We start from the raw sequence: 23,348 nt of genomic DNA on the forward strand, positions 1-23,348 counted from the left end.
CGCGGGATTTCCTGCGCAAAATCAGATGATGCAGCCAGCCAATCAATTGCTGTACCTGCTCTACGGGAAAAAACCGACCTACAGGTACCAAGCCAAGTTCAGCATACTCACCGCCCTGGCCAGGCATGACAAACCGAGCGGTCTCGTTATCCGGCTGATGACCGATGATCCACAAGCGTTCGAAGGCTGGCCTGTGGATATCATTCCGCTGGACGCGATAACCCTGGATAAATGGGCCGGAAGCTTCGGTTATGCCCATAGACGCAAGGCCTGTGCGATTGCGCTGGCCGTAGGCTGGGCGGAAAGGACCGTATTCATCGATTGCGACACCCTTTTCCTAGCCGCGCCCGGCAGACTCTTCGGCAAGGTCGGGCCTGGAAGGTATCTCGTCGACGCATTCGAGTGGCACTGGAAGGAAGCAGTCACTCGCCCCGCCTATTCGCAACTGGCGGCAGCCCTGGAAGCCAGCGGCCAGCGACCGCCCGACGAGCTGAAGCTCTACAACAGCGGCCTGTGCGGAATCTCGAAACAAGATGCGCCTCTGATCGAAGAGGTCATCGCAAGGATCGACCAATGGAGCGAGCATGCCTCCCGGCTGCATACGGTCGAGCAGATTGCACTGTCGTTCGCCCTCCGGGACAAGGTGGTCAGCGAAGGGCGCGGCATCATTCGTCACTACTATGCGCAAAAGGCCTTCTTCCATGCCATGCAGGAAGTCTTCTTTGCGCGGTACGGTGAAGACTTCAGCCGGAATCTGGTTTTTTTGAGCCAGGAAGTACCGAGGCAAAGACCCTGTCCGTCAGTACTGCGCCGTCTGCGCATCAAATGGCGACTCAAGGGCGTGAGTCCGCAACTGCGCCCGATCGGCAAGAAGCTCATGTATGGCAGCTTCCTGCCTTCCAGCGGCTACGCGCAGGCATGTCGCGAGGCATGGTGGGATTCGGCGCGACAAGATCTGCTCAGGGCTCAGGGGTACGACCTGAGTCGTGGCTGGCCTGCCCAACTGCCTCGTGCGGGAAAAGGATCGGAATCGCAGTTCGAGTCCTTCATTCGTCGCTTTCCCAGCCAGTGAAGGCTTTGTAGTCACGGGCTTGCGACTCTTCGGCGTTATAGGGCACCTCTAAAAACTACCTGTGTGGTCTCGCTGCGTTAAAAACAGGCTCAAAATGCTCATTTACAGCGCGTAAACTCCGCTTTTTCGCCAGTTTTTGCCTTGCGCTGACTGCCTTGCCTACGTTTTTAGAAGTGCCCTATAGGCGTAGGGCACTGCTACCGTTCGACAGGTGTCTCGGACCGCCCCCTGACGGAGGGGCGGATGAAAACCAACTGGAGTCTTCCGGTAAAGCTTCAAAGAACTACTTCAGCGCTGCACGCACTTCTCGGTCCTGAAGTTGCCGCCATTGAATTCGGGCTCGTAGTAATACTTGTCGAAGGTCTATTTTCCTGCTTTGTTCCGGACGAGTGACGCGATCCCCGTGCCATAGTCCTGGGTACTTTGATCGGCAAGGGCAAAGTAGACACCCATATGTGTGCCCTGCGCGGCAGCCTGCCCGAGGTATGTGCCATAGCCCGGCACTTCCAGCTTGAAGTTGTAGGCCCCGTACTGATCGAAGCTCTGCGCGCGAACGAGTTCCAGCGTCACGGTGCCGGTGTACTGGCCTTCGTGGCTGTCATCGCCGGTGCAATCGTAGATTCCGCTGAATTGACATCCTCCCCGCCCTAAAGAGGCCGTCGCAAAACACATTGTCAAGCCTGCGAGATGATCGAGACTGAAGCGCTTGCGCGAATTTTGCGACAGCCTCTAAAAGTACGGGGTATGCCGCGCTTCTTGATCAAGCCGGTCGCACCGCACACCCTGCGTTACTGTTTCGCCACCCATCTGCTGGAGTGCGGGCACGATATTCGGACCGTGCAGGAACTGCTGGGCCATGCGGACGTGAAGACAACCATGATCTACACCCATGTGCTCAACCGGGGCGGTCTAGGTGTGCTGAGTCCGCTGGACCGGCCTTGAAGGCATTGTGATTTTTTCGTGGTCGATGAGCAGAGCGTCATCCACCCTACCCGTCCGTCCTCCTCATCCGCACTTCGAATGCCCACAGTTCAGGCACGTGGTACACCCTTCCAGTTGCACCACCGCCTGGGTGTGGCACTGCCCGCAGAGTTGCGCGCCGGGCGGGAAGCCTTCGCCGGGTTCCAGAGCGGCGGCGCCCTGGCTGGCCTCGTAGGCGGCGCGCTTTTCGGCGAGGTAGCGGCGTTGGGCTTCGTCCGGCGAGTGGCCACGCAGGAGGCCGATGGCGATCAGGTGGCGCTCCAGCACCGCGCCGATTTCGGCGACGATCGAGGGCATGTAGATGCCGCCTTTTTTCAGGTAGCCGCCGCGCGGGTCGAACACCGCCTTGAGTTCCTCGACCAGGAAGGTGCAGTCGCCACCCTTGCGCAGCACGGCGGACATGATCCGGGTGAGGGCGACGATCCACTGGAAGTGGTCCATATTCTTCGAGTTGATAAAGATCTCGAAGGGCCGGCGCTGTTCGAAGCGGGTGCCGGCGTTGAGCAAGATGTCGTTGATGGTCACGTAGAGGGCGTGCTCGAACAGCGGCGATTTGATCTTGTAAGTCACGCCGATCAGCATCTCCGGGCGTTCCAGATGCTCATCCAGTTGCTCGGGCGGCTTTCCGGCATCGGTTTCGGCGGCGGGCCGCAGGCGTTCGTCGACCACCTGGAAGTTCTTGATGCGCTGTGTGATCTTGACCGTCATGGGCGTTCTCCCCTCTCCTTGGCCCTGTCCCCGATGGGGAGAGGGAGTTGCGAGCCGCACGTCCTAATACTTGCCGTAATAGCCTTCCTTCAGCGCGTCGAACAGGTTGGCGGCGGTGTTCACCTCGCCGTCGTATTCCACCAGTTCGTTGCCCTTGAGTTCGACCACGCTGCCGTCCTCCAGCTCGAAGCGGTACAGGGTGTTCGCAAGGTCCGCCTCGCGCACCAGTACGCCCTGGAAGGCCGCCGGGTTGAAGCGGAAGGTGGTGCAGCCCTTGAGGCCTTGGCGCCAGGCGTAGCGGTAAATGTCCTTGAACGCTTCGAAGGGGTAGTCGGTGGGCACGTTGGCGGTCTTGGAGATCGACGAGTCCACCCACTTCTGCGCCGCCGCCTGGATGTCCACGTGCTGGGTCGGGCCGATGTCGTCGGCGCTGACGAAGTAGTCCGGTAGCCGGTGCGCCGGGTCGTCGCCGCCCGGCTGTGCCTGCGGATCGACCAGAGCGCGGTAAGCCAGCAGTTCGTAACTGAACACCTCGACCTTCTCCTTGGCCTTGCGTCCGGGGCGGATCAGGTTGCGCGAATACTGGTGGGCGAAGCTCGGTTCGATGCCGTTGGAGGCGTTGTTGGCCAAGCTCAGGCTGATGGTGCCGGTCGGCGCGATCGATGTGTGGTGGGTGAAGCGCGCGCCCTGTTCGGCCAGCGCGGCGACGAGTTCGGGGGCGAATTCGGCCAGGCGCTGCAGGTAGCGCGAGTAGCGCGCGTGCAGCACGCGGCCAGGGACTTTATCGCCGACCTTGTGGCCGTCGGTGGCCATCTCCGGGCGCTGGCGGAGCATCTTCGCGGTGATCTCGAACTCCTGCGCCAGCAGCGGCGCCGGGCCCTTTTCCCTGGCCAGCTCCAGCGCCACCTGCCAGCCGACCAGGGCCATCTCGCGGGCCACTTCCTCGGTGAACACGCAGGCCTCGGGGCTGCCGTAGCGCAGCCTGAGCAGGGTCAGCGCCGAGCCGAGGCCGAGAAAGCCCATGCCGTGACGGCGTTTGTCGAGGATCTCGCGGCGCTGCGCCTGCAGCGGCAGGTTGTTGATCTCCACCACGTTGTCCAAGAGGCGGGTGAAGATGCGCACCACCTGGCGGAAGCGTTCCCAGTCGAAGCGCGCCCTGGCCGTGAACGGCTCCTCGACAAAGACGGTCAGGTTGACCGAGCCGAGCAGGCAGGAGCCATAAGGAGGCAGCGGTTGTTCGCCGCACGGATTGGTCGCCCGTATCTCCTCGCACCACCAGTTGTTATTCGACTGGTTGACCCGGTCGATGAGGATGAAGCCCGGCTCGGCGAAGTCGTAGGTGGAGACCATCAGCATGTCCCACAGGTGGCGGGCGCGGACCTTGCCGTAGACCCTGCAGGCTACCTTGCCGTCGTCGCGCACGGGGTAGTCCTCGTACAGCGGCCAGTCGCGCCAGAGCACCTGGTTAGGGTCGCCGAGGTCCAGCTCGGCCGCCTCCTTGGGGTGCACCGGGAACACCAGCGGCCATTCGGCGTCGTTTTCCACCGCCTGCATGAATTCGTCGGTGATCAACAGGCTCAGGTTGAACTGGCGCAGGCGGCCGTCTTCGCGTTTGGCGCGGATGAACTCGCGCACGTCCGGGTGGGCGGCGTCGAAGGTGGCCATTTGCGCGCCGCGCCGTCCGCCGGCGGAGCTGACGGTGAAGCACATCCTGTCGAAGATGTCCATGAACGACAGCGGCCCGCTGGTGCGCGCGCCGGCACCGGAGACGAAGGCACCGTGCGGGCGCAGGGTAGAGAACTCGTAGCCGATGCCGCACCCCGCTTTCAGCGTCAGTCCGGCCTCCTGGAGCTTGGCGAGGATGTCGTCCATGGCGTCGTGGAGGGTCCCGGAAACGGTGCAGTTGATCGTCGAGGTAGCCGGTCGCCAGACCTGGGCGCCGGCATTGGCGACGATCCGCCCGGCGGGGATGGCACCATTACGCAGGGCCCAGAGGAATTGCCGGTACCAGTGTTCGCGAATGTCCTCGCGCTCGATTTCGGCGAGGGCGTGGGCGATGCGCTGCCGGGTGGCGTCGATGTCGGCATCGACCGGCGTGCCGCTGGGGTCGATCAGCCGGTACTTCTGCGCCCAGATGTCCTCGGAGGCGGCCTGCAGGGGGATGTCGCCCAGGTTCTGCGACAAGGGTTCGCCGTGCTTCGCCATGTTCCTGGGCCTCTCCTGCGGAGGACTCTCCTATTTTTTCGGCTTTTTCCCGTTCTCGGGCTGGGGCGCCCCGGCTTTCCTCACTTCCACTTCCTGCTCTTGCTCGCCGGCAAGCAGCTCCCGGTTCACGCAGACGCTCACTTCGAGCCGGCCCGCGCCCAGCGGTCCGACGAAGGAGCCGGCCACCGGCGGTACCGATTCGGGCTGGCGCGCCACGGCCACGGCGATGTAGTTGGTGCCCACCACTTCCCCGTGGGTCGGATCGAAGCCCTTCCAGCCGGCGCCCGGCAGGTAGACTTCAGCCCAGGCATGGGTCGAGCCGTCCTGCAGTCCCGCCGGCTCTACGTGCAGGTAGCCGCTGACGAAGCGGGCCGGCAGACCGAGCAAGCGGGCCGCCTCCATGAACAGGTTGGCGAAGTCGCGACAGGAGCCCGTGCCGAGCCCGAGCGTCTCCACCGCGCCCTGTACGCCGGGTTCCTCGCGCATCTGGTAGGTCAGCGTCTTGGGGATGTGCTCGTTGATCCGCTGCAGCAGGGCGTAGGTCTGGATCGGTTCGCCCGGCTGCCAGATCTTGGCGAGCCAGTCGTCGAGCTGGTCGCTGCCGGTATGCTCGACGGAGTTCATGTAGGGCGAGAGCACCGCCCTATCGTCGGGTTTGTAGACGAAAGGATAGTTCACCGCATAGTCGGCGACCATGAAGTCCAGCGGCGTCTCGTTGTATTGCTGAATGACGATCTCGCTCTCGATGATCAGCCGGTCGGTGGGTTCTTCGAAGGTGGCGATCGCCACGGAATTGTCTTCCGCGTCGCGGAACCAACTCAGACTGGCCGCGGTGGGCTCGATGTGCAGCTTCGAGGACTCGATGCGCAGCTCATGGCCCTCGCGCGGGCGCAGCAACAGAGAGTGCGGTCCCAGTTCGACGGGTTCGGTGAAGCCGTAATGGGTGCGATGAACGATCTTGTAGCGCTGCATGTCCTCTCCTTGTCTTGTCGTCGCCGATGGCATTGGCTTGCCGTTCTAGATCGGACTGGCGGCGGAAGTGGCGGTTCCGGTGTCCCGACCGGTACTTCGCGAACGGCATGCGGGGATGCAGCTACAGCGCCTCCAGGCAGCCGGCCAGTCCCTCGGCGAGATTTTCGAGCAACCGCTCGTAGCCCAGCGGCCCGACCGGGACACCGCTGCCCAGCGGGTCGAGTTCGGCCAGGCGTACCGGCAGGCCGGCGCTCAGGGTTTGCGCCAGGCGCGGCTGCAGGGGCGGTTCGCTGAACACGCAAGTCGGTCCGGCCTCCTGCAGGCGCTGGCGCATGTGGGCGACCTGGCGGGCGCCGGGCTGGACTTCCGGGGAAATGCTGAACACTCCGGCATGCCGGAGGCCATAGGCGGCCTCGAAGTAATCGTAGGCCTCATGGAAGACGAAATAGGGCTTGCCGGCAAGCTTTTCCAGGCGCGCCGCGAGGCGCCGGTCGAGCGCTTCCAGGCGGGTCCGGAAGGCGGCAAGGTTGGTCTGGTAGCGGGCGGTGGCGTCCGGGTCGGCGGCAGCCAGGTCGGCGGCCATCCGCTCGGCGATCAGTCGGGCGTTGGCCGGTAGCAGCCAGAGGTGGACGTCCAGGCTGCCGGGACGGTGGGCGTGGTCGTGTTCGTCCTTGTCCTCGTCCTCGGCCGATTCGAAGTGGCGCAACTGCAGGCCGGGCAGTGCCTGTACGGCCAGACTTGGCCCCTGGCGCCCTTCCAACACCTTGGGCAGGAAGCTCTCCAGGTCCGGGCCAATCCAGTAGAACAGCGTCGCCTCGCGCAGCGCGCGCACGTCGGAAGGACGCAGCGCGTAGTGGTGCGGCGAGGCGCCGGGCGGCAGCAATACCGCGGGGCTGCCGGTACCGTCCTGCACGGCGGCGGCGATCAGTTGCAGCGGCTTCACGCTGGTCAGCAGGCGTACTTCGGCCGCTGCCGAAGCCACGCAGCCGGCGAACAGCAGGGCGACGAGAGGACGGTACATGACGGGCAGACCTCCGAGACGAAATTGTAATAGAATAACGTTTCTCCAACCGGAAGTCGCCCATGACCATCCCGCCCCTGGCCTGCCGGCCCCACGACCACAGTCATTGCATCAGCCAGGCGCTGGCCGAGGCCGAGAACCTCTGCAGCCGCCAGGGCGTGCGCCTGACCGCTCTGCGCCGCCGCGTGCTGGAACTGGTCTGGCAGAGCCACAGGCCACTCGGTGCCTACGACATCCTCGCCGTGCTGAGCGAGCAGGACGGCCGCCGTGCGGCGCCGCCGACCGTCTACCGGGCGCTGGACTTCCTCCTCGAACAGGGTCTGGTGCACCGCATCGCCTCGCTCAACGCCTTCGTCGGCTGCAATCGCCCGGATCATGCCCACCACGGTCAGTTCTTCATCTGCCGGCAGTGCCACGCGGCCATCGAGCTGGCAGGTTCGGCGATCAGCGAGAGCATTCTCGTCAGCGCCAGGGAACTGGGCTTTCGGGTCGAGAGGCAGACCGTGGAGGTGGTCGGCCTCTGCGCCAACTGCCAGGCCGCGCCATGAGCGACAGCCTGGTCCGTCTCAACGGGGTGCGCATTGCCTTCGCCGGCCGGCAGATGCTGGACGACGTGCATTTGTGCGTGCAGCCCGGCGAGATCGTCACCCTGATCGGCCCCAACGGCGCCGGCAAGACCACTCTGGTGCGCGTCGTGCTCGGCCTGCTCAAGCCCGACGCCGGCACGGTCTGGCGCCGGCCGCAGTTGTGCATCGGCTACATGCCGCAGAAGCTGCAGGTCAATCCCAGCTTGCCGCTGACGGTGCTGCGCTTTCTGCGCCTGGTGCCCGGCGTCGACCGTGCCGCCGCCGTCGCCGCGCTCGCCGAGGTTGGCGCCGTCCAGGTCGTCGACAGTCCGTTGCAGAATATCTCTGGCGGCGAGCTGCAACGCGTGCTGCTGGCCAGGGCGCTGCTGCGCCGGCCCGAGCTGCTGGTGCTCGACGAGCCGGTGCAGGGCGTCGACGTGGCCGGCCAGGCCGAGCTGTACCGGCTGATAACCCGGTTGCGCGAGCGCCATGGCTGCGGCGTGCTGATGGTTTCCCACGACCTCAACCTGGTGATGAGCGCCACCGATCAGGTGGTCTGCCTGAACCATCACGTCTGTTGTTCCGGGCGGCCCGAGCAGGTCAGCGGCGATCCGGCCTTCGTCGCCCTGTTCGGCCAGGCGGCGCGCAGCTTGGCGCTTTACCAACACCATCACGACCATACCCACGATCTGCACGGCGGCGTGGTGCTGCGCAAATCCCACGTACAGGGTCCCGACTGCAACCATGGCTGATTTCCTGCTCAACGCCCTGCTCGCCGGGCTCGCCTTGGCGTTGGTTGCCGGGCCGCTGGGCTCCTTCGTGGTCTGGCGGCGCATGGCCTACTTCGGCGATACCCTGTCGCATGCCGCGCTGCTCGGCGTGGCGGTCGGCCTGCTGCTTGACGTCAGTCCGACCCTGGCGGTGATCGCCGGCTGCCTGCTGCTCGCCGTGCTGCTGGTGGCCCTGCAGCAGCGCCAGGCGCTGGCTTCGGACACCTTGCTCGGCATTCTCGCGCCGAGCACCCTGTCGCTCGGCCTGGTGGTGCTGAGCTTCATGGACGACGTGCGCATCGACCTGATGAGCTACCTGTTCGGCGACCTGTTGGCGGTGGGTCCAGGCGATCTGGCTTGGATTCTCGGCGGCAGCGCGCTGGTCATGCTGCTGCTGGTGCCGCTGTGGCGGCCGCTTTTGGCGATCACCGTGCACGAGGAGCTGGCGCGGGTGGAGGGACTACCGGTGGGCGGCATCCGCCTGGCACTGATGCTGCTGATCGCCTTGGTGATCGCGGTGGCGATGAAGATCGTCGGCGTGCTGCTGATCACCTCGCTTTTGATCATCCCGGCCGCGGCCGCCCAGCGTCACGCCCGTACCCCCGAGCAGATGGCCGCCGGCGCCAGTTTCCTGGGGGTGGTCGCGGTCTGCGCCGGGCTATCGCTGTCGTGGTTCCAGGACACGCCGGCCGGGCCGTCCATCGTGGTTTGCGCGGCCTTGCTGTTCCTCGCCGGCCTGCTCCTGCCGCGTCGCGCCGGTTGAACTTGGGCATCGCGCCGGGCCCGCTTTCTGATAAGCCGGCGGCAGGTGTAGAGTGGGTAAAAGAAAACGACCCGAGAATCTCGTTCATGTCCGCGCCGCTCCTTCGCTACCTGTCCCCGTTGTTGCTGCCGCTGTTGCTCGCCGCTTGCCAGCACGGGGCGACGGAGTCCGCCGACACCGCTCCGCCGCCGTCTCCGCCGAGCCTCAGCCAGGAACTGGAACGGCAACTGGGCGAGGGCGATCTGGCCGCGGCCACCGTCAGCTTCAAGCGCCTGCAGGCCGAGCAGCCCGGCCCCACGCTGGAAACCTACCAGCGGCGCCTGTCCGAGGCCTGGCTCAAGCACGGCGAGCAGGCCATCGAGCGCGGCGACATGAGCGAAGCCGCCACCGCCCTGGGCAACGCCCGCGCGCTGATGCCCAGGGCACCGGCGCTGAGCATGCCGCGCCAGAGCGGTGCGGTCGGCAAGCCCTGAGGTTGGGCTACGCACCCGGCCCTGCCGGTAGGGTGGAAAACTCGCGCAGCGGTTTTCCACCACAGTTTTCCCCAGACAGCCTCCCCGCTCAGGGCACCAGCACCGCCGCTCCCTGGAAACGCCCGTGACGCAAGTCGTCCAATGCCCGGTTGGCATCCTCCAGGGCATAGCGGTGGGTTTCCGTGCAGATGCCGGCCTGTTCGGCGACGGCGAAGAAGTCGAGGCCGTCCTGGCGGGTCAGATTGGCTACCGACACCACTTCGCGTTCCTCCCAGAGGATGTCGTAGGGAAAGCTCGGGATGTCGCTCATGTGGATGCCGGCGCAGACCACTCGGCCGCCCTTGCGCAACGCGCGCAGGGCGGCTGGCACCAGTTCGCCGGCCGGCGCGTAGAGGATCGCCGCGTCCAGCGGCTTCGGCGGCAACCGGTCGGAGCCGCCGGCCCAGGCCGCGCCGAGCGAGCGGGCGAAGTCCTGGGCGGCGAGGTCGCCGGGCCGGCTGAAGGCGTACACCTCGCGACCCTGCCAGCGCGCCACCTGCATGACGATGTGCGCCGCCGCGCCGAAGCCATAGAGGCCGAGGCGCCTGGCCGGGCCCGCCTTGACCAGCGAGCGCCAGCCGATCAGCCCGGCGCAGAGCAATGGCGCCAGGGCCACGTCGTCGCCGTCCTCGCCCAGGGCAAAGGCGAAGCGGGCGTCGGCCACCACCTGTTCAGCGTAGCCGCCGGGGCGGGTGTAGCCGGTGAATTGCGGCGTGTCGCAGAGGTTCTCCGCCTCGTGCCGGCAGTACCAGCAATGCCCGCAGGTGTGCCCCAGCCAGGGAATGCCGACCCGCTGGCCGAGCGCGAAGCCCTTGACGCCCGGACCGACGACGTCCACCCGGCCGACGATCTCGTGGCCGGGGATGACCGGCGGGTTCACCGCCGGTAGCTCGCCGTCGACCACATGCAGGTCGGTGCGGCAAACCCCGCAGGCGCCGACCCGCACACGCACTTCGCCCGGTCCCGGCTGCGGGGTGGGCAACTCGCGCAGCACCAGGGGATGAGCGACCCTTTCCAGCCGCATGGCGCGCATCCGCGATCTCCTTCTTGCTTCGGGTTCTCCCATCAGCATAGGGCCATGGACAGACCGTGCGGCAATTCTTGTCCGCAAGGCGCGATCGGCAGGGCAAACGCCCGGTAATCATTCAAAGATAGCGCTATCTTTGCTGCGTTTTTTATTGTTCAATGAAATCGGTTTCAATCCTGGAAGAAGCCTCCGTCGATAAGAAGAGGTCCAGGTCCACGCACGATCTCGCCTGTCCGTCTAGGGCCGGAGCCTTCCTGGCGACACGACCGATGCCATGACGCTCCCGTACCGCATTCGGGAAAGTCTGCCTTCGCTCACGCCTGCCGGCGTCTCGCGCAAGGTCGGGGTCCGCATCGAAACAGCCCAACGCGATCAACGGACCCTTTCCCGGGTGAAACCTTTCGTCATGCAGGGACGCGCGACACGTTCGTTCAACTCGACCAGTCCAGAGCGAGACTGGGATTTACTGCGATCACTGAGGTGCCTCCATGCCCGACGACAAGGCTTTCAATGGCCGACGCGACTTCCTGCGTAAAACATTGGCCGTGATTCCGGCAATCACCGTGGCCGGCTATGGCGTAGCGACGACGGCTTTCGGCCAAGCCGCTCCCGCCGTGCAGAACCCCTATCAGCCCCGCTTCTTCAGCGCCGCCGAGTGGGCCTTCGTCAACGCCGCCGTGGCCAGGCTGATCCCTAACGACGCCAACGGCCCCGGCGCGGTCGAGGCCGGCGTACCGGAATTCATCGACCGCCAACTGGAAACCGCCTACGGCCACGGCAACCTCTGGTACATGCAGGCGCCCTTCGTCGCCGACGCCGCGCCGCAGTTCGGTTACCAGTCGAAGCTGGTGCCGCGCGACATCTACCGCATCGGTATTGCCGCGCTGGATCGCTGGTGCAAGGGCCAGCACGGCAAGACCTTCGCCGAGCTGGAGCCGGCCGCCCAGGACGATCTGCTGCACCAGTTGGAAGGCGGCCGGATCGACCTGCAGGACCTGCCGTCCGTCCTGCTGTTCAGCCAGCTCTGGCAGAACACCCGCGAGGGCTTCTTCGCCGACCCGATCCACGGCGGCAACCGTGGCCTGGCCGGCTGGAAACTGGTGGGCTTTCCCGGCGCGCGCGCCGATTTCATGGACTGGGTCGACCGCAACGAGAAGTATCCCTTCCCGCCGGTCTCGATTTCCGGAGAGAGGGGCTGAACATGGCGACGACACTCAAATCCGTGAACGCCGTGGTGGTCGGCTTCGGCTGGGCCGGCGCGATCCTCGCCAAGGAGCTGACCGAGGCGGGCCTGCAGGTGGTCGCCTTGGAGCGCGGCCCCTACCAGGACACCTATCCCGACGGTGCCTACCCCAACACCCTCGACGAACTGACCTACAACAGCCGCGGCAAACTGTTCCAGGACCTGTCGAAGAGCACCGTGACCATCCGCCACGGCATCGACGACACCGCGCTGCCCTACCGCCAGCTCTCCGCCTTCCTGCCCGGTAACGGCGTCGGCGGCGCCGGCCTGCACTGGTCCGGCGTGCATTTCCGCATCATGCCCGAGGAACTGCGCTTGCGCAGTCACTACGAAGAGCGCTACGGCAAAGGCTTTATCCCCGAAGGCATGACCATCCAGGACTACGGTGTCAGCTACGAGGAGCTCGAGCCGCACTTCGACTTCGCCGAGAAGGTCTTCGGCACCTCGGGTACCGCCTACAAGGTCAAGGGCCAAGTGGTCGGCGACGGTAACCCCTTCGCGCCGGACCGCTCCGATGGCTTCCCGCTGCCCGCGTTGAAAGACGTCCACTCCGCCCAGTTGTTCCGCAAGGCGGCCGAGGAAGTCGGCATGCACCCCTACGCGATGCCCGCGGCCAACGCCTCCGGCCCCTGGACCAACCCCTACGGCGTGCAGATGGGACCGTGCAACTTCTGCGGTTTCTGCAGCGGCTATGCCTGCTACATGTACTCCAAGGCCTCGCCGAACCTGAACATCCTGCCGGCGCTGAAGCAGAGCGAACTGTTCGAGCTGCGCGTCAACAGCAATGTGCTCCGGGTCAACCTGGACAGCGACGGCAAGCGCGCCACCGGTGTCACCTACGTCGACGCTCAGGGCCGCGAGATCGTCCAGCCGGCCGACCTGGTGATCGTCAGCGCCTTCCAGTTCCACAACGTACACCTGATGCTGCTGTCCGGCATCGGCAAGCCGTACGACCCGCGCACTGGCGAAGGCGTGGTGGGCAAGAACTTCGCCTACCAGAACATGGCCACCATCAAGGCCTTCTTCGACCGCGACGTGCACACCAACCCCTTCATCGGTACCGGCGGCGGCGGTGTGGCGGTGGACGACTTCAACTCCGACAACTTCGACCACGGCCCGCTCGGTTTCGTCGGCGGTTCGCCGTTCTGGGTCAACCAGGCCGGCAGCAAGCCGATCCGCGGTCTGAGCCTGCCTCCCGGCTCGCCGACCTGGGGCAGCGGCTGGAAGCAGGCGGCCAGGGACGCCTACACCCATACCCTGTCGATGGACGCTCACGGCAGCAACATGAGCTACCGGGACAACTATCTGGACCTCGATCCCACCTACAAGGACGCCTACGGCCAGCCGCTGCTGCGCATGACCTTCGACTGGAAGGAAAACGAGTACAAGATGACGCGCTACGTCACCGAGCAGATGCGCAAGATCGCCGGGGCGATGAACCCCAAGGCCATCGCCGTCCACGTCAAGAACTTCGGCGACCACTTCGACACCCGCGCCTACCAGACCACCCACCTGCTCGGCGGCGCGATCATGGGCTCCGATCCGAAAACCAGTGCCGTCAATCGCTATCTGCAGAGCTGGGACGTGCATAACGTCTTCGTCGTCGGCGCCTCGGCGTTCCCTCAGGGTACTGGCTACAACCCCACCGGCCTGGTGGCGGCGCTTGCCTACTGGTCGGCCAAGGCGATCCGCGAGCAGTACCTGAAGAACCCCGGCCCGCTGGTCCAGGCTTGAGGAGCGCGACGATGAAACTGATCCCATACCTGTTCGGCCTGTCGACCCTGTTCGCGTTCGGCGCCTCGGCCGCCGAGGCGGTCGACCCGGAACTGCTGAAGAAAGGCGAATACCTGGCCCGCGCCGGCGACTGCGTGGCCTGCCATACCGCCAAGGGCGGCCTGCCGTTCGCTGGCGGCCTGCCGATGGAAACGCCGATCGGCACCCTGTTCTCCACCAACATCACCCCGGACCGGGAAACCGGCATCGGCGATTACAGCTTCGAGGACTTCGACCTGGCGGTACGCCACGGCATCGCCAAGCAAGGCTATACCCTCTATCCGGCCATGCCCTATCCGTCCTACGCGCGGGTCACCGAGTCGGACATGCGCGCGCTCTACGCCTACTTCATGAAGGGTGTCGCGCCGGTCAGGCAGGCCAACAAAGACAGCGCTATCCCATGGCCGCTGTCGATGCGCCTGCCGCTGACCTTCTGGCGCTGGACGTTTGCTCCCGAGGTGAAGGACTTCGAGCCGGCCAAGGACCAGCACCCGGTGCTGGCTCGTGGCGCCTACCTGGTCGACGGGCTCGGTCATTGCGGCGCCTGCCACACCCCGCGCGGCATCGGCATGCAGGAAAAGGCCCTGAGCGCCAGCGAGGGGCCGGACTTCCTGGCCGGCAGCGCGCCCCTGGAGGGCTGGATCGCCAAGAGCTTGCGTGGCGACCCGCTGACCGGTATCGGCAGTTGGAGCGAGGACGAACTGGTGCGCTTCCTGCGCACCGGACGCACCGATCGCACGGCGGTGTTCGGCGGCATGTCCGAGGTGGTGGTGCACAGCATGCAGTACATGAGCGACGCCGACCTCACCGCCATCGCCCGCTACCTGAAGTCGCTGCCGGCGAGCAATCCTGGCGAATTGGCGTACGCCTACGACGAGACGGTGAGCAAGGCGCTGTACCACGGCGACGACAGCAAGACCGGCGCGGCGCTCTACATCGACAACTGCGCCGCCTGCCATCGTACCGACGGCCAGGGTTACGCGCGGGTGTTCCCGGCGCTGGCCGGCAACCCGGTGGTCAACGGCGACGACGCCACCTCGCTGATCCACATCGTGCTCAAGGGCGACACCCTGCCGGCAACCCATCAGGCGCCCTCGGCCTTCACCATGCCGCCGTTCAGTTGGCGCCTGACCGACCAGCAGGTCGCCGACGTGGTGAACTTCATCCGCACCAGTTGGGGCAACCGAGCGCCGGCGGTGAGCGCCGAACAGGTCAAGCACCTGCGCGCGGAGCTGGATGTGCCGCCTTTGGGGCAGATCCCTGATCCCCATGCGCTAGCACCGCAGCACTGAAGCGGCTTCCGGGCGTCCGGCCGGACGCCCGGAGCGCTTCGCTTCCAGACGGGTCCGGCAGCGACCGCCGGACCCTTTTCCCGCTGCACGACCTATCCGCTGCCGCAAAAAGGAAGGCTCGAACTTTTTTCGTCTCGTGGAATATCGCAATTGAACAACCGGAATGACTCGCCGCTCTCCAGGTCACGCGCTTGCGCGTTGACCTTGGCTTTCGCCGGGCTGTTTCCCGGCACGCCAGTCCTGGCCGGCTTCCTGGAGGACAGCCAAGGCACCCTGACCCTGCGCAACTTCTACATCCATCGCAATTTCGTCGACGACCGCGCTACCCGCAGCAAGGCCGAGGAATGGACCCAGAGCTTCATCCTCGACCTGCAGTCCGGCTACACCGAAGGCCCGGTCGGCTTCGGCATCGACATCCTCGGCCTCTAGTCGGTCAAGCTCGACGGCGGCAAGGGCACCAGTGGCACCCAGCTTTTGCCCGTCGGCAAGGACGGCAAGCCGGCCGACAACTTCGGCCGCCTGGCGGTGGCCGGCAAGCCGCGCTTCTCGAAGACCGAGGCGAAAATCGGCGAGTGGTCGCCGGCGCTGCCGATTTTGCGCTCCGACGACGGCCGTTCGCTGCCGCAGACCTTCCAGGGCGGCATGCTCACCTCCAAGGAGGTTCGCAACCTGACCCTCTACGGCGGGCGCTTTCGCGGCAACAGTCCGCGCGACGACAGCAGCCTCAATGACATGAACTGGGTCGGCAACACCAACGTCACCTCCGACCGTTTCAGCTTCGCCGGCGCCGAGTACGCCTTCAACGAAAACCGCACCCAAATCGGCGCTTGGTTCGGCCAACTGGAAGACATCTACAAGCAGCGCTACTTCCAGGTAGTGCACAGCCAGCCGCTGGGCAAGGACTGGACCCTGGGCGCCAACCTCGGCTACTTCAACGGCGAGGAGGACGGCAGCGCCCAGGCCGGCGACCTGGACAACAGCCTGCTGACCGGGATGTTCTCGCTCAAGCATAACGCGCATATCTTCTACCTGGGCCTGCAGCGGGTCGGCGGTGACGACCGCTGGCTGCGGGTCAACGGTACCAGTGGCGGCACGGCGGCCAACGACAGCTACAACGGCAGCTTCGACAACCCCCGCGAGCGCTCCTGGCAAGTGCGCTACGACTATGACTTCGCGCCCGTGGGGATGCCCGGCCTGACCCTGATGACCCGCTACATCAAGGGCCACAACGTGCGTGCGGGCGGTATCGACGACGGCATGGCAATCGCGTGAAGCGCTCGCCTGATACCAGACTGGAAAGATTGTGTGTCCGGTCGTTCCGGCGTGGTCTTCAGATCCAGCGCATTGGCTGCTTGCCGAGTGGTCGGATACCTTCTGTTTCGGCCCCCGGCCGAGTCACTTTTTCTTGTCTGGCCAAGAAAAAGTAACCCAAAAGAAGGCCACCCCCTCATCCGGCCCTGCGCTTCGCTCCGGGTTCCCTCCCTGCATCGCCGCTCTAGGGGCTCGCCGCGAAGGGCCATCCATGGCCCATCGCGGCTCTCGCGGCATCCTTGCCGCTCGACCCCTTCCACGACGATTCCGCTCGGCCTCCTGAAGGGGCATCCGGCGCGGCCTGACAGGTCGTGCCGCAAGAGCGAAAGCGCTTTCAGGCAACCCGGAGCCCGACTCCCGTTCAGAAGGCCGAGCGCAGGCGTCGCGTAGAGGGGCGAGCCGCAGGGAGGCGGCGAGAGTCGTACGAGGGGCATGGATGCCCCTTGTGCGACGACCTTCGCAGCGGCGCCGGAGCGAGGGAACCCCGGCGTAGCCGGGGCCGAATGATTGGGCGCGCTTTCTCTTTGGTTACTTTCTCTTTGCGCGCGCCAAGAGAAAGTGACTCGGCCGGGGGGCCGAAACAGGAAGTATCCAGCCCCTCGGCAAGCAGCCGATGCACCGGATTTGAAGACCAGGCCGGAACGATCAGGCACACAATCTTTCCAGTCCGGTATCGGAAAGACATTTCATGCGATTGCCCTGTCGACGACGGCGAGGAGTGGAACCGCGAGACGCAGTTGAGCTACGTGGTGCAGAACGGTCCGGCGAAGAACCTGACCCTGCGCTGTCGGAACTCTACGGTGCGCCGCGACTGGGGCGCCAACAACAAATTCGACGACAACCGGCTGATCGTCAGCTATCCGATGTCGTTGTTTTAAAAGTGCGGACGGCGGCCCCTCAGGGCTGGGTTTCGACCAGCAGCGGCAGGCGTTCAGCCAGCTTGGCGACGTTCAGCGGGGCGCGGACGAAGCCGCGCTGGGTGCCGTCCGGGCCGAGCAGGGCGAGGTTGCCGCTGTGGTCCACGGTGTAGTTCTCCCGGCTGGGGTCGCCAGGGATGAAGGGGATGCCGAGGGTGTTGGCCAGGCGCTGGATGTCCGCCAGTTCGCCGGTCAGGCCGCGGTAGTCCGGATCGAAGAAGGCCAGATATTGCTTGAGTTGGGCCGGGGTATCGCGCTGCGGATCGACGCTGACCATCACCACTTGCAGGCGCTCGCGGGTCGCCGGCGGCAACTGGCTTTCGAGTTGGCGCAACTGGGCGAGGGTGGTCGGACAGATGTCCGGGCAGAAGGTATAGCCGAATAACACCAGGCTCCACTTGCCGGTGAGCGACTGCAGCGCGACCGGCTGGCCATCCTGGTCGGTCAGGCCGAGCGCGGGCAGGGGGCGGCCCTGCGGCAGCAGGACGATGCCCGCCTCCAGAAGCTGCGCCGAATCGGCCTGGCGCGGACCGTTCAGCACCTTGGAAAAGGTCAGGCCGAGCACGATGGCGATCAGCGCGACGAGGATGAGAACGGTTTTCTGGATGCGGGTCATGGGCGGTCCTGGGCGTTAGGGGCTGTTGATACTACTCTACGCGTCCGCGACGGAGCCCGTTTTTGCGCGGGCTTAGGCGCGAGCAGAGAAGTTCGGTCATTCCAAACGAACGACGAGCAACGACGCTTTGCGCAAAAACGGGCCCGTCCCTGCGGGTGAGGCCGCCCAGGCTGCGCGGCAAATGGCCCCATGCGTCGTTGCGGGACTTGGCAAGGCAATGCCATTCCCTGCGTCCCGCGCCTCGCCGATCGCAACCCGGCCTGGCACCCTTCGCCGCAGCAACGCGGCTCGCGGAGAGTAGTGTCAACAGCCCCTAGAGCATCAACGGCAGATAGTGATCCACCAGTAGGGCGATGAACAGCAGGAACAGGTAACGAATGCTGTATTTGAAGGTGCCGATCGCCGCGTGGGGCTTGCTGTCCTTGTACAGGACCCAGGCCCAGTGCAGGAAGCGTCCGCCGAGGAGCAGGGCGCAGAGCAGGTACAGCGGGCCGCTCATGTGGATGGCGTAGGGCAGCAAGGTCACCGCCAGCAGCGCCAGGGTGTAGAGCAAAATGTGCAGCTTGGTGTAGGCCTCGCCGTGGGTCACCGGCAGCATGGGAATCTCGGCCTTGGCGTATTCGGCCTTGCGGTGGATGGCCAGCGCCCAGAAATGCGGCGGGGTCCAGGTGAAGACGATCAGCACCAGAAGCAGCGGCTCGGCGGACAATTGGCCGCTCACCGCGACCCAGCCGAGCAGCGGCGGGGCGGCGCCGGCCAGGCCGCCGATGACGATGTTTTGCGGCGTGGCGCGCTTGAGGAAGCCGGTGTAGAGCACCGCGTAGCCGAGCAGCGAGGCCAGGGTCAGCCAAGCCGCCAGCGGATTGGTGAAGGTCAGCAGCAGGGCCATGCCAGCCACTGCCAGCGCCAGCGCGAAACCTAGCGCGGCGAGCGGCGCGACGCGACCCTCGGCCAGCGGCCGGCGGCGGGTGCGCGCCATGAGCGCGTCGATGTGTCGGTCGACCACATGGTTGACCGCCGCCGCCGCGCCGGCGCAGAGGCCGATGCCGAGGTTGCCGAACAGCAGTACCGTCCAGGGCACGCCGGCGCGCGAGGCGAGGAACATGCCGACCAGCGAGGTGATCAGCATCAGCACCACCACCTTGGGTTTGGTCAACTCCAGATAGTCGTGCCAGGTGGCCCGGTTGCCGCGGGCGGCGAGTAGGGTGGCCATGGTCGTTTCTCCTTGTCGTCGTTCTTGTCCTGCGATGGATCGTTCCCAGGCCGCGTGGGAGCGCAACCCGGAACACTCGGTGTTCCTCACCCAAGGTCCGCGGAAGCGGAGCGGGATTCCCACGCAGGAGCGCGGGAGCCATCGAAATCGCGCACCGGCCGCACGCGCAGCCGGTAGTTGACCAGCACCAGGCTCAGCAGCAGCAGGGCGGCGCCAGCGTTGTGGGCGACCGCCAGCGGCAGCGGCAACTGCCAGAGCACGTTGCCGACACCCAGCCCGATCTGCAGCAAAAGCGCGGCCAGCAGCAAGGCGGCGAGCCGGCCGAGACCGTGGCGCCATAGCCGCCAAGCCAGTGTGGCGAGCGTCAGGGCGACGGCCAGGGCGCCGAGACGGTGGCTCAGGTGGATGGCGGTGCGCGCCGGGCCGTCGAGCATGCCGCCCAAGTAGTTGGGGCCGATCGCCTGGGTCAGGTGGAAGGCGTTGGCGAAATCCATGCCCTCTGGCCACCACTGGCCGTGGCAGGTGGGTAGGTCGAGGCAGGCCACCGCCGCGTAGTTGCTGCTGACCCAGCCGCCCAGGGCGATCTGCCCGACGCTCAACGCCAGCGCGACGCCGGCCAGGAGGCGCAGTCCGGGCGCCGGGGCGGGCAGGGCGGGGATGCGGCCAAAGAGGCGCAGGGCGAGCAGGAAGAGTAGGGCGAGGGTGGTCATGCCGCCGAGCAGGTGGGCGACCACCACCTGCGGCCAGAGCTTGAGGGTCACGGTCCACATGCCAAACAGCGCCTGGGCGACCACCACCCCGAGCAGCGCCAGCGGCAGTCCACGCGGCTGGCCGGCGTCGGTCCGGCGGCGCAGCGCCTGCAGCGCCATGGCGAGGATGAGCAGCCCCAGGCTGCCGGCGAAGTAGCGGTGGATCATCTCGTTCCAGCCCTTCTCTGCCTCCACCGGCGCATCGGGGAAGCGGCGTTCGGCGTGGGCCACTTGCGCCTCGCCGCTGGGTACCGCGAGAAAGCCGTAGCAGCCCGGCCAGTCCGGGCAGCCGAGCCCGGCGTGGGTCAGGCGGGTATAGGCCCCCAGCATTACCACCGCGAAGGCCAGCAGGGTGGCGAACAGGGCCAGGCGAAAGCCCGGCTTGCGAAGTGTCGGCATGGCGATCTCCCGTTCTGTCGACGATCCGTTCCGGCGCCGCTCAGCCGATCTTCGACAGCTTGAGCAGCAGGCGCAGATCTTCCAGCACGCCTTTGCCGTCGGTCTCGGCTCCGTAGCGCAGCACCAGGTTGCCGAGCGGATCGACGATCCACAGTTGCGCGCCGGACAGCCCCGGCGTCGCCCGTTCGTAGGCCGTGCGTTCCAGGCGGTAATGGCCGAGCTGCGGGTATTCGCGTTCCAGCCGCCGTCTCTCCTCGGCCGCCGGCAGCTGGCCCGTGGCCAGGGCGTGGGCGCCGCGGTCGGCCTCGCGGCCGAGGCCGATGTGGATCTGCCGGGCCAGGTAGACCAGGCGCTGGCAGTCCGCCGCGCATTCTTCCGGGGCGGTGACCAGCAACTGCCAGCGCGACTCGGTGCGCTCGTCCGGCTCGACACCCAGCTCGGCGCGGCTCTGGCCGGTGCCGATCAGCGTGCCGTGGTAGGTGCGTCCTTCGGGCACCCAGAAGCGCCAGTGGTACATGGCGCCGGCCAGCAGCATGGGGCCGAGGACCAGGGCGAAGAGCGCCAGCAATTGCAGGCGGCCGCGCCGGGGTGAGTGGTGGGGGTCAGTCCGGGCGGTGAGCGACGACATGCGAAGTCTCCCGTGCGTTGTGGATGCCGAGGTAGACGAACAGCACGAGCAGGGCGGCGGCCAGGGCGAACCACTGCACGGCGTAGCCCAGGTGCTTCTCCGGGCTCATGGCGAGCGGCGGCCAGTCCACCGCGTAAGCCGCGGGGCCGGGCTCCAGGCGCAATTCGACGGGCAGCCCGTCGCGGCCCAGCTCGCGCCAGAGGGCGGCGGCGTCGACCCGGTTGACCAGCCGTGGCCAGGCGTCGCCGGCGACCTGTTCGAGCAGGAAGGGATTGCCGGGCGAGCGGTAGACCCAGGCGGTCAGCGCCAGGGCGCCGTCCGGCGTGGTGAAGGCCGGTGCTATGCGGCGGTCGGGCCAGGGCAGCCAGCCGCGGTTGAGCAGCAGCCAGCGGCCGCTGTCGTCACGGAAGGGTTGCAGCAGTTCGACGCCGGGCCGGCCGGCACGGGTGCGGCTGTCCAGCAGCAGGCTGTGCTGCGGGTCGAAGCGGCCATGCAGGCGCACCCGTTGCCAGGCCGGCGCGCCAGCGGCTTGCAGCGTCGCCGGGTCGACCGGTTCGGCCTGGCGGCGGGCCTCGAAGCCGGCGAGCAGGGCTCGCTTGTCCTCGGCCCGCGACAGTTGCCAGAAGCCCAGGCCGATCAGTACCGGTAACAGCAGCACGACCAGCAAGCTCGGCGCCCAGCCGGGGCGGAAGCGATGCTGCGGCGCGCGGCCGGGCGTTTTCGACGGCGGACTATACTGCACGCATCCTCCTTAATCCCCCGGAGCCGTCCATGTTGCTCAAGGTGGCGATTGTCTTGTCGCTGCTGGCGATGCTCGCCAGCCTGTTCAGCGGTCTGTTCTTCCTGGTCCGCGACGCCGGCCGCACCCATCGGGTACTGCATGCGCTGTACGTCCGGGTCGGACTGGCCGCACTGATCCTGGCGCTAGTCGCCTGGGGTCTCTACAGCGGCCGGCTCGTTTCCCATGTGACCTGGTAGCCGCCATTTCGTAGGGTGGGAAACGACTGCAGGTCTTTCCCGCCGTGGGTGTTCTGCGGTGGAAAATCGCTGTGCGAGTTTTCCACCAAGTACCTTGGTTCTGGTGGGTAAGGCTGCGCTATTACCCACCCTACGCCCTGTCCCGCCCCATGCTCAGAGCACGTAGACGAAGACGAATAGGCAGATCCACACCACGTCCACGAAGTGCCAGTACCAGCTCGCCGCCTCGAAGCCGAAGTGCTCTTCGGCGGTGAAGTGGCCGCGCAGCACGCGTACCAGCATCACCGCGAGGATGATCGCGCCGATGGTCACGTGGGCGCCGTGGAAGCCGGTGAGCATGAAGAAAGTGGCACCGTAGATCCCCGAACCCAGAGTCAGCCCCAGCTCCCGGTAGGCATGCGCGTATTCCTCGGCCTGCAGGATCAGGAAGGTCACCCCGAGCCCGATGGTCAGCGCCAGCCAGAGCTTCAACTTGCGGCGGTCGCCGTCCTTCAGCGCGTGATGGGCGAAGGTCACGGTGAAGCTGGAGGACACCAGCAAAATGGTGTTGACCAGCGGCAGCGACCAGGCGCTGATGGTTCCTTTCGGCGCCGGAAACTGCTTGGGATCGGGGTTCTCCAGTAGCGGCCAGGTGTACTGGAAGTTCGGCCAGAGCATGTGGCTGATGCCCTTGTCGCCCTCGCCGGCGAGCCAGGGGCCGGTCCAGTAGCGGATATAGAAGAGGGCACCGAAGAAAACCAGGAAGAACATCACCTCGGAAAAGATGAACCAACTCATGCCCCAGCGGAACGAGCGGTCCATCTGTGCGCTGTAGAGTCCGGCGCGGCCTTCGCGGATCACGCTGCCGAACCAGCCGAACAGCATCCAGGCGATCAGCAGGGCGCCGACGAAGAAGATCGCCGGGCCGGAGATCTCGTCGCGGCCGGCCTTGAGATCGTTGAACCAACTGCCGAGCCCGAAGACGGTGGTCAGCAGGCCGAGGGTGGCGATGATCGGCCACTTGCTCTGGGCGGGGACGTAATAGTGCTCGTGGGGCGTCGACATGATCGTTCTTCTCCTTAACGGGAACGGGCGGCCTGCGCCGGCGGCTCCTGGCGCCCGGTGATGTCGAACAGCGTGTAGCCGAGCGTCAGGTGCCGCACGTCGGCCGGCAGGTCGCGGTCGACGACGAAGCGCACCGGCATCTCGATGCGCTCGCCCGGCGCGAGGACCTGCTGGGTGAAGCAGAAGCACTCGGTCTTGTGAAACCAGGCCGCCACCCGGGCCGGGGCGACGCTGGGGATGGCCTGGGCGGTCATCGGCCGGTCGCTCGGGTTGCGGGCGACGAACAGCATCTGGTTGCTGGCGCCGGGATGCACCGTCAGTTCGTCCTGCAGCGGCCGGAATTCCCAACTCATGCCGGCGGCGTTGCTGGCGAGGAACTGCACGCGCACGCTGCGCGACTCGTCCACCGTCTGCGTGCCCTGCCAGGCGCCAGCGGTCTTGCCGTTGATGCCGAAGGCCTGGCACATCACGTCGTACAGCGGCACTAGGGCGAAGCCGAAGGCGAACATGGCCACCACCACCACCAGCAGGCGGCGGACCAGGCGGGCGGTGGGCAAGCCGTCGTTCATGATTCCGACTCCCGGCGAG

23 protein-coding genes and 2 pseudogenes are annotated in these 23,348 nt (G+C 66.3%); 12 read left to right on the forward strand and 13 right to left on the reverse strand.

What is annotated here, in order from left to right:
• Positions 1–25 precede the first annotated feature (25 nt).
• Positions 26–1,072: a hypothetical protein gene (locus ACGI6K_RS21975; protein WP_376947244.1), complete on the forward strand. Its 1,047-nt coding sequence runs from the start codon at positions 26–28 to the stop codon at positions 1,070–1,072.
• A gap of 363 nt (positions 1,073–1,435) precedes the next feature.
• Here the strand turns inward: ACGI6K_RS21975 and ACGI6K_RS21980 are convergent, their stop codons facing one another.
• Entirely contained in the window at positions 1,436–1,744 is a 309-nt protein-coding gene (locus tag ACGI6K_RS21980) for a hypothetical protein (RefSeq protein WP_376947242.1), read from the reverse strand.
• A gap of 15 nt (positions 1,745–1,759) precedes the next feature.
• On the opposite strand from ACGI6K_RS21980, the gene ACGI6K_RS21985 reads away from it, so the two are divergent.
• Entirely contained in the window at positions 1,760–2,014 is a 255-nt protein-coding gene (locus ACGI6K_RS21985) for a tyrosine-type recombinase/integrase (RefSeq protein WP_376947240.1), read from the forward strand.
• A 63-nt stretch (positions 2,015–2,077) separates the two neighbouring features.
• Here ACGI6K_RS21985 and ACGI6K_RS21990 read toward each other — a convergent pair whose 3' ends face one another.
• The 4 genes from ACGI6K_RS21990 to ACGI6K_RS22005 all read right to left on the reverse strand — a co-directional run bounded on the left by ACGI6K_RS21990 (position 2,078) and on the right by ACGI6K_RS22005 (position 6,959).
• Positions 2,078–2,761, reverse strand: a complete 684-nt coding sequence (locus tag ACGI6K_RS21990) for an NrdJb (RefSeq protein WP_376947238.1) — start codon at positions 2,759–2,761, stop codon at positions 2,078–2,080.
• A 63-nt stretch (positions 2,762–2,824) separates the two neighbouring features.
• Positions 2,825–4,966 carry an adenosylcobalamin-dependent ribonucleoside-diphosphate reductase gene (locus ACGI6K_RS21995; protein ID WP_376947236.1) on the reverse strand — a complete coding sequence of 714 codons (2,142 nt, stop codon included), beginning with the start codon at positions 4,964–4,966 and terminating at the stop codon, positions 2,825–2,827.
• Between the two features lie 30 nt (positions 4,967–4,996).
• A complete protein-coding gene (locus ACGI6K_RS22000) occupies positions 4,997–5,938 on the reverse strand; it encodes a transglutaminase family protein (protein WP_376947234.1) in 942 nt (313 codons plus the stop codon).
• Positions 5,939–6,059: 121 nt separating this feature from the next.
• Positions 6,060–6,959: a zinc ABC transporter substrate-binding protein gene (locus ACGI6K_RS22005; protein WP_376947232.1), complete on the reverse strand. Its 900-nt coding sequence runs from the start codon at positions 6,957–6,959 to the stop codon at positions 6,060–6,062.
• Between the two features lie 62 nt (positions 6,960–7,021).
• Between ACGI6K_RS22005 and ACGI6K_RS22010 the strand changes: the two genes are divergently transcribed.
• The 4 genes from ACGI6K_RS22010 to ACGI6K_RS22025 all read left to right on the forward strand — a co-directional run bounded on the left by ACGI6K_RS22010 (position 7,022) and on the right by ACGI6K_RS22025 (position 9,531).
• A complete protein-coding gene (locus ACGI6K_RS22010; RefSeq protein ID WP_376947230.1) occupies positions 7,022–7,507 on the forward strand; it encodes a Fur family transcriptional regulator in 486 nt (161 codons plus the stop codon).
• A complete protein-coding gene (znuC, locus tag ACGI6K_RS22015) occupies positions 7,504–8,277 on the forward strand; it encodes a zinc ABC transporter ATP-binding protein ZnuC (RefSeq protein WP_376947228.1) in 774 nt (257 codons plus the stop codon). Before ACGI6K_RS22010 ends, znuC begins: the two co-directional genes overlap by 4 nt.
• Entirely contained in the window at positions 8,270–9,058 is a 789-nt protein-coding gene (znuB, locus tag ACGI6K_RS22020; RefSeq protein WP_376947226.1) for a zinc ABC transporter permease subunit ZnuB, read from the forward strand. Before znuC ends, znuB begins: the two co-directional genes overlap by 8 nt.
• A gap of 86 nt (positions 9,059–9,144) precedes the next feature.
• The gene (locus ACGI6K_RS22025) at positions 9,145–9,531 is read left to right on the forward strand and encodes a hypothetical protein (protein ID WP_376947224.1); all 387 of its coding nucleotides are present in this window, start codon (positions 9,145–9,147) and stop codon (positions 9,529–9,531) included.
• An 88-nt stretch (positions 9,532–9,619) separates the two neighbouring features.
• Here the strand turns inward: ACGI6K_RS22025 and ACGI6K_RS22030 are convergent, their stop codons facing one another.
• Complete coding sequence (locus ACGI6K_RS22030; RefSeq protein WP_376947222.1) at positions 9,620–10,603, reverse strand: zinc-dependent alcohol dehydrogenase family protein; 984 nt, start codon at positions 10,601–10,603, stop codon at positions 9,620–9,622.
• A gap of 482 nt (positions 10,604–11,085) precedes the next feature.
• On the opposite strand from ACGI6K_RS22030, the gene ACGI6K_RS22035 reads away from it, so the two are divergent.
• From ACGI6K_RS22035 to ACGI6K_RS22055, 5 genes and pseudogenes are all read left to right on the forward strand, one after another.
• A complete protein-coding gene (locus ACGI6K_RS22035) occupies positions 11,086–11,796 on the forward strand; it encodes a gluconate 2-dehydrogenase subunit 3 family protein (RefSeq protein WP_376947220.1) in 711 nt (236 codons plus the stop codon).
• Between the two features lie 2 nt (positions 11,797–11,798).
• A complete protein-coding gene (locus ACGI6K_RS22040; RefSeq protein WP_376947218.1) occupies positions 11,799–13,574 on the forward strand; it encodes a GMC family oxidoreductase in 1,776 nt (591 codons plus the stop codon).
• An 11-nt stretch (positions 13,575–13,585) separates the two neighbouring features.
• Positions 13,586–14,905: a c-type cytochrome gene (locus ACGI6K_RS22045; protein ID WP_376947216.1), complete on the forward strand. Its 1,320-nt coding sequence runs from the start codon at positions 13,586–13,588 to the stop codon at positions 14,903–14,905.
• 150 nt (positions 14,906–15,055) lie between these two features.
• A pseudogene (locus tag ACGI6K_RS22050) lies at positions 15,056–16,162 on the forward strand (OprD family porin); the annotation flags it as partial.
• Between the two features lie 755 nt (positions 16,163–16,917).
• Positions 16,918–17,094, forward strand: a pseudogene (locus ACGI6K_RS22055) (OprD family outer membrane porin); the annotation flags it as partial.
• Positions 17,095–17,113: 19 nt separating this feature from the next.
• On the opposite strand, the gene ACGI6K_RS22060 reads toward ACGI6K_RS22055, so the two are convergent.
• From ACGI6K_RS22060 to ACGI6K_RS22080, 5 genes are all read right to left on the reverse strand, one after another.
• Entirely contained in the window at positions 17,114–17,749 is a 636-nt protein-coding gene (locus ACGI6K_RS22060; protein ID WP_376943341.1) for an SCO family protein, read from the reverse strand.
• 313 nt (positions 17,750–18,062) lie between these two features.
• Positions 18,063–18,962: a heme o synthase gene (gene cyoE / locus ACGI6K_RS22065; RefSeq protein ID WP_376943339.1), complete on the reverse strand. Its 900-nt coding sequence runs from the start codon at positions 18,960–18,962 to the stop codon at positions 18,063–18,065.
• Between the two features lie 86 nt (positions 18,963–19,048).
• Positions 19,049–20,110, reverse strand: coding sequence for a COX15/CtaA family protein (locus tag ACGI6K_RS22070; protein ID WP_376943337.1), 1,062 nt, complete (start codon positions 20,108–20,110; stop codon positions 19,049–19,051).
• Positions 20,111–20,150: 40 nt separating this feature from the next.
• Positions 20,151–20,738, reverse strand: a complete 588-nt coding sequence (locus ACGI6K_RS22075; protein ID WP_376943335.1) for a hypothetical protein — start codon at positions 20,736–20,738, stop codon at positions 20,151–20,153.
• Positions 20,713–21,480, reverse strand: coding sequence for an SURF1 family protein (locus ACGI6K_RS22080; protein ID WP_376943333.1), 768 nt, complete (start codon positions 21,478–21,480; stop codon positions 20,713–20,715). Before ACGI6K_RS22080 ends, ACGI6K_RS22075 begins: the two co-directional genes overlap by 26 nt.
• A 32-nt stretch (positions 21,481–21,512) precedes the next feature.
• On the opposite strand from ACGI6K_RS22080, the gene ACGI6K_RS22085 reads away from it, so the two are divergent.
• Positions 21,513–21,716, forward strand: a complete 204-nt coding sequence (locus ACGI6K_RS22085) for a twin transmembrane helix small protein (RefSeq protein WP_376943346.1) — start codon at positions 21,513–21,515, stop codon at positions 21,714–21,716.
• 153 nt (positions 21,717–21,869) lie between these two features.
• Here the strand turns inward: ACGI6K_RS22085 and ACGI6K_RS22090 are convergent, their stop codons facing one another.
• Together ACGI6K_RS22090 and ACGI6K_RS22095 are read right to left on the reverse strand one after the other, a co-directional pair.
• Positions 21,870–22,760, reverse strand: coding sequence for a cytochrome c oxidase subunit 3 (locus ACGI6K_RS22090; RefSeq protein WP_376943331.1), 891 nt, complete (start codon positions 22,758–22,760; stop codon positions 21,870–21,872).
• Between the two features lie 14 nt (positions 22,761–22,774).
• Complete coding sequence (locus ACGI6K_RS22095) at positions 22,775–23,329, reverse strand: cytochrome c oxidase assembly protein (RefSeq protein ID WP_376943329.1); 555 nt, start codon at positions 23,327–23,329, stop codon at positions 22,775–22,777.
• Positions 23,330–23,348: the final 19 nt, after the last annotated feature.

Origin of the sequence: Azorhizophilus paspali (assembly GCF_043587585.2) — a bacterium.
GTDB classification, from domain to species: Bacteria; Pseudomonadota; Gammaproteobacteria; order Pseudomonadales; family Pseudomonadaceae; genus Azotobacter; species Azotobacter paspali.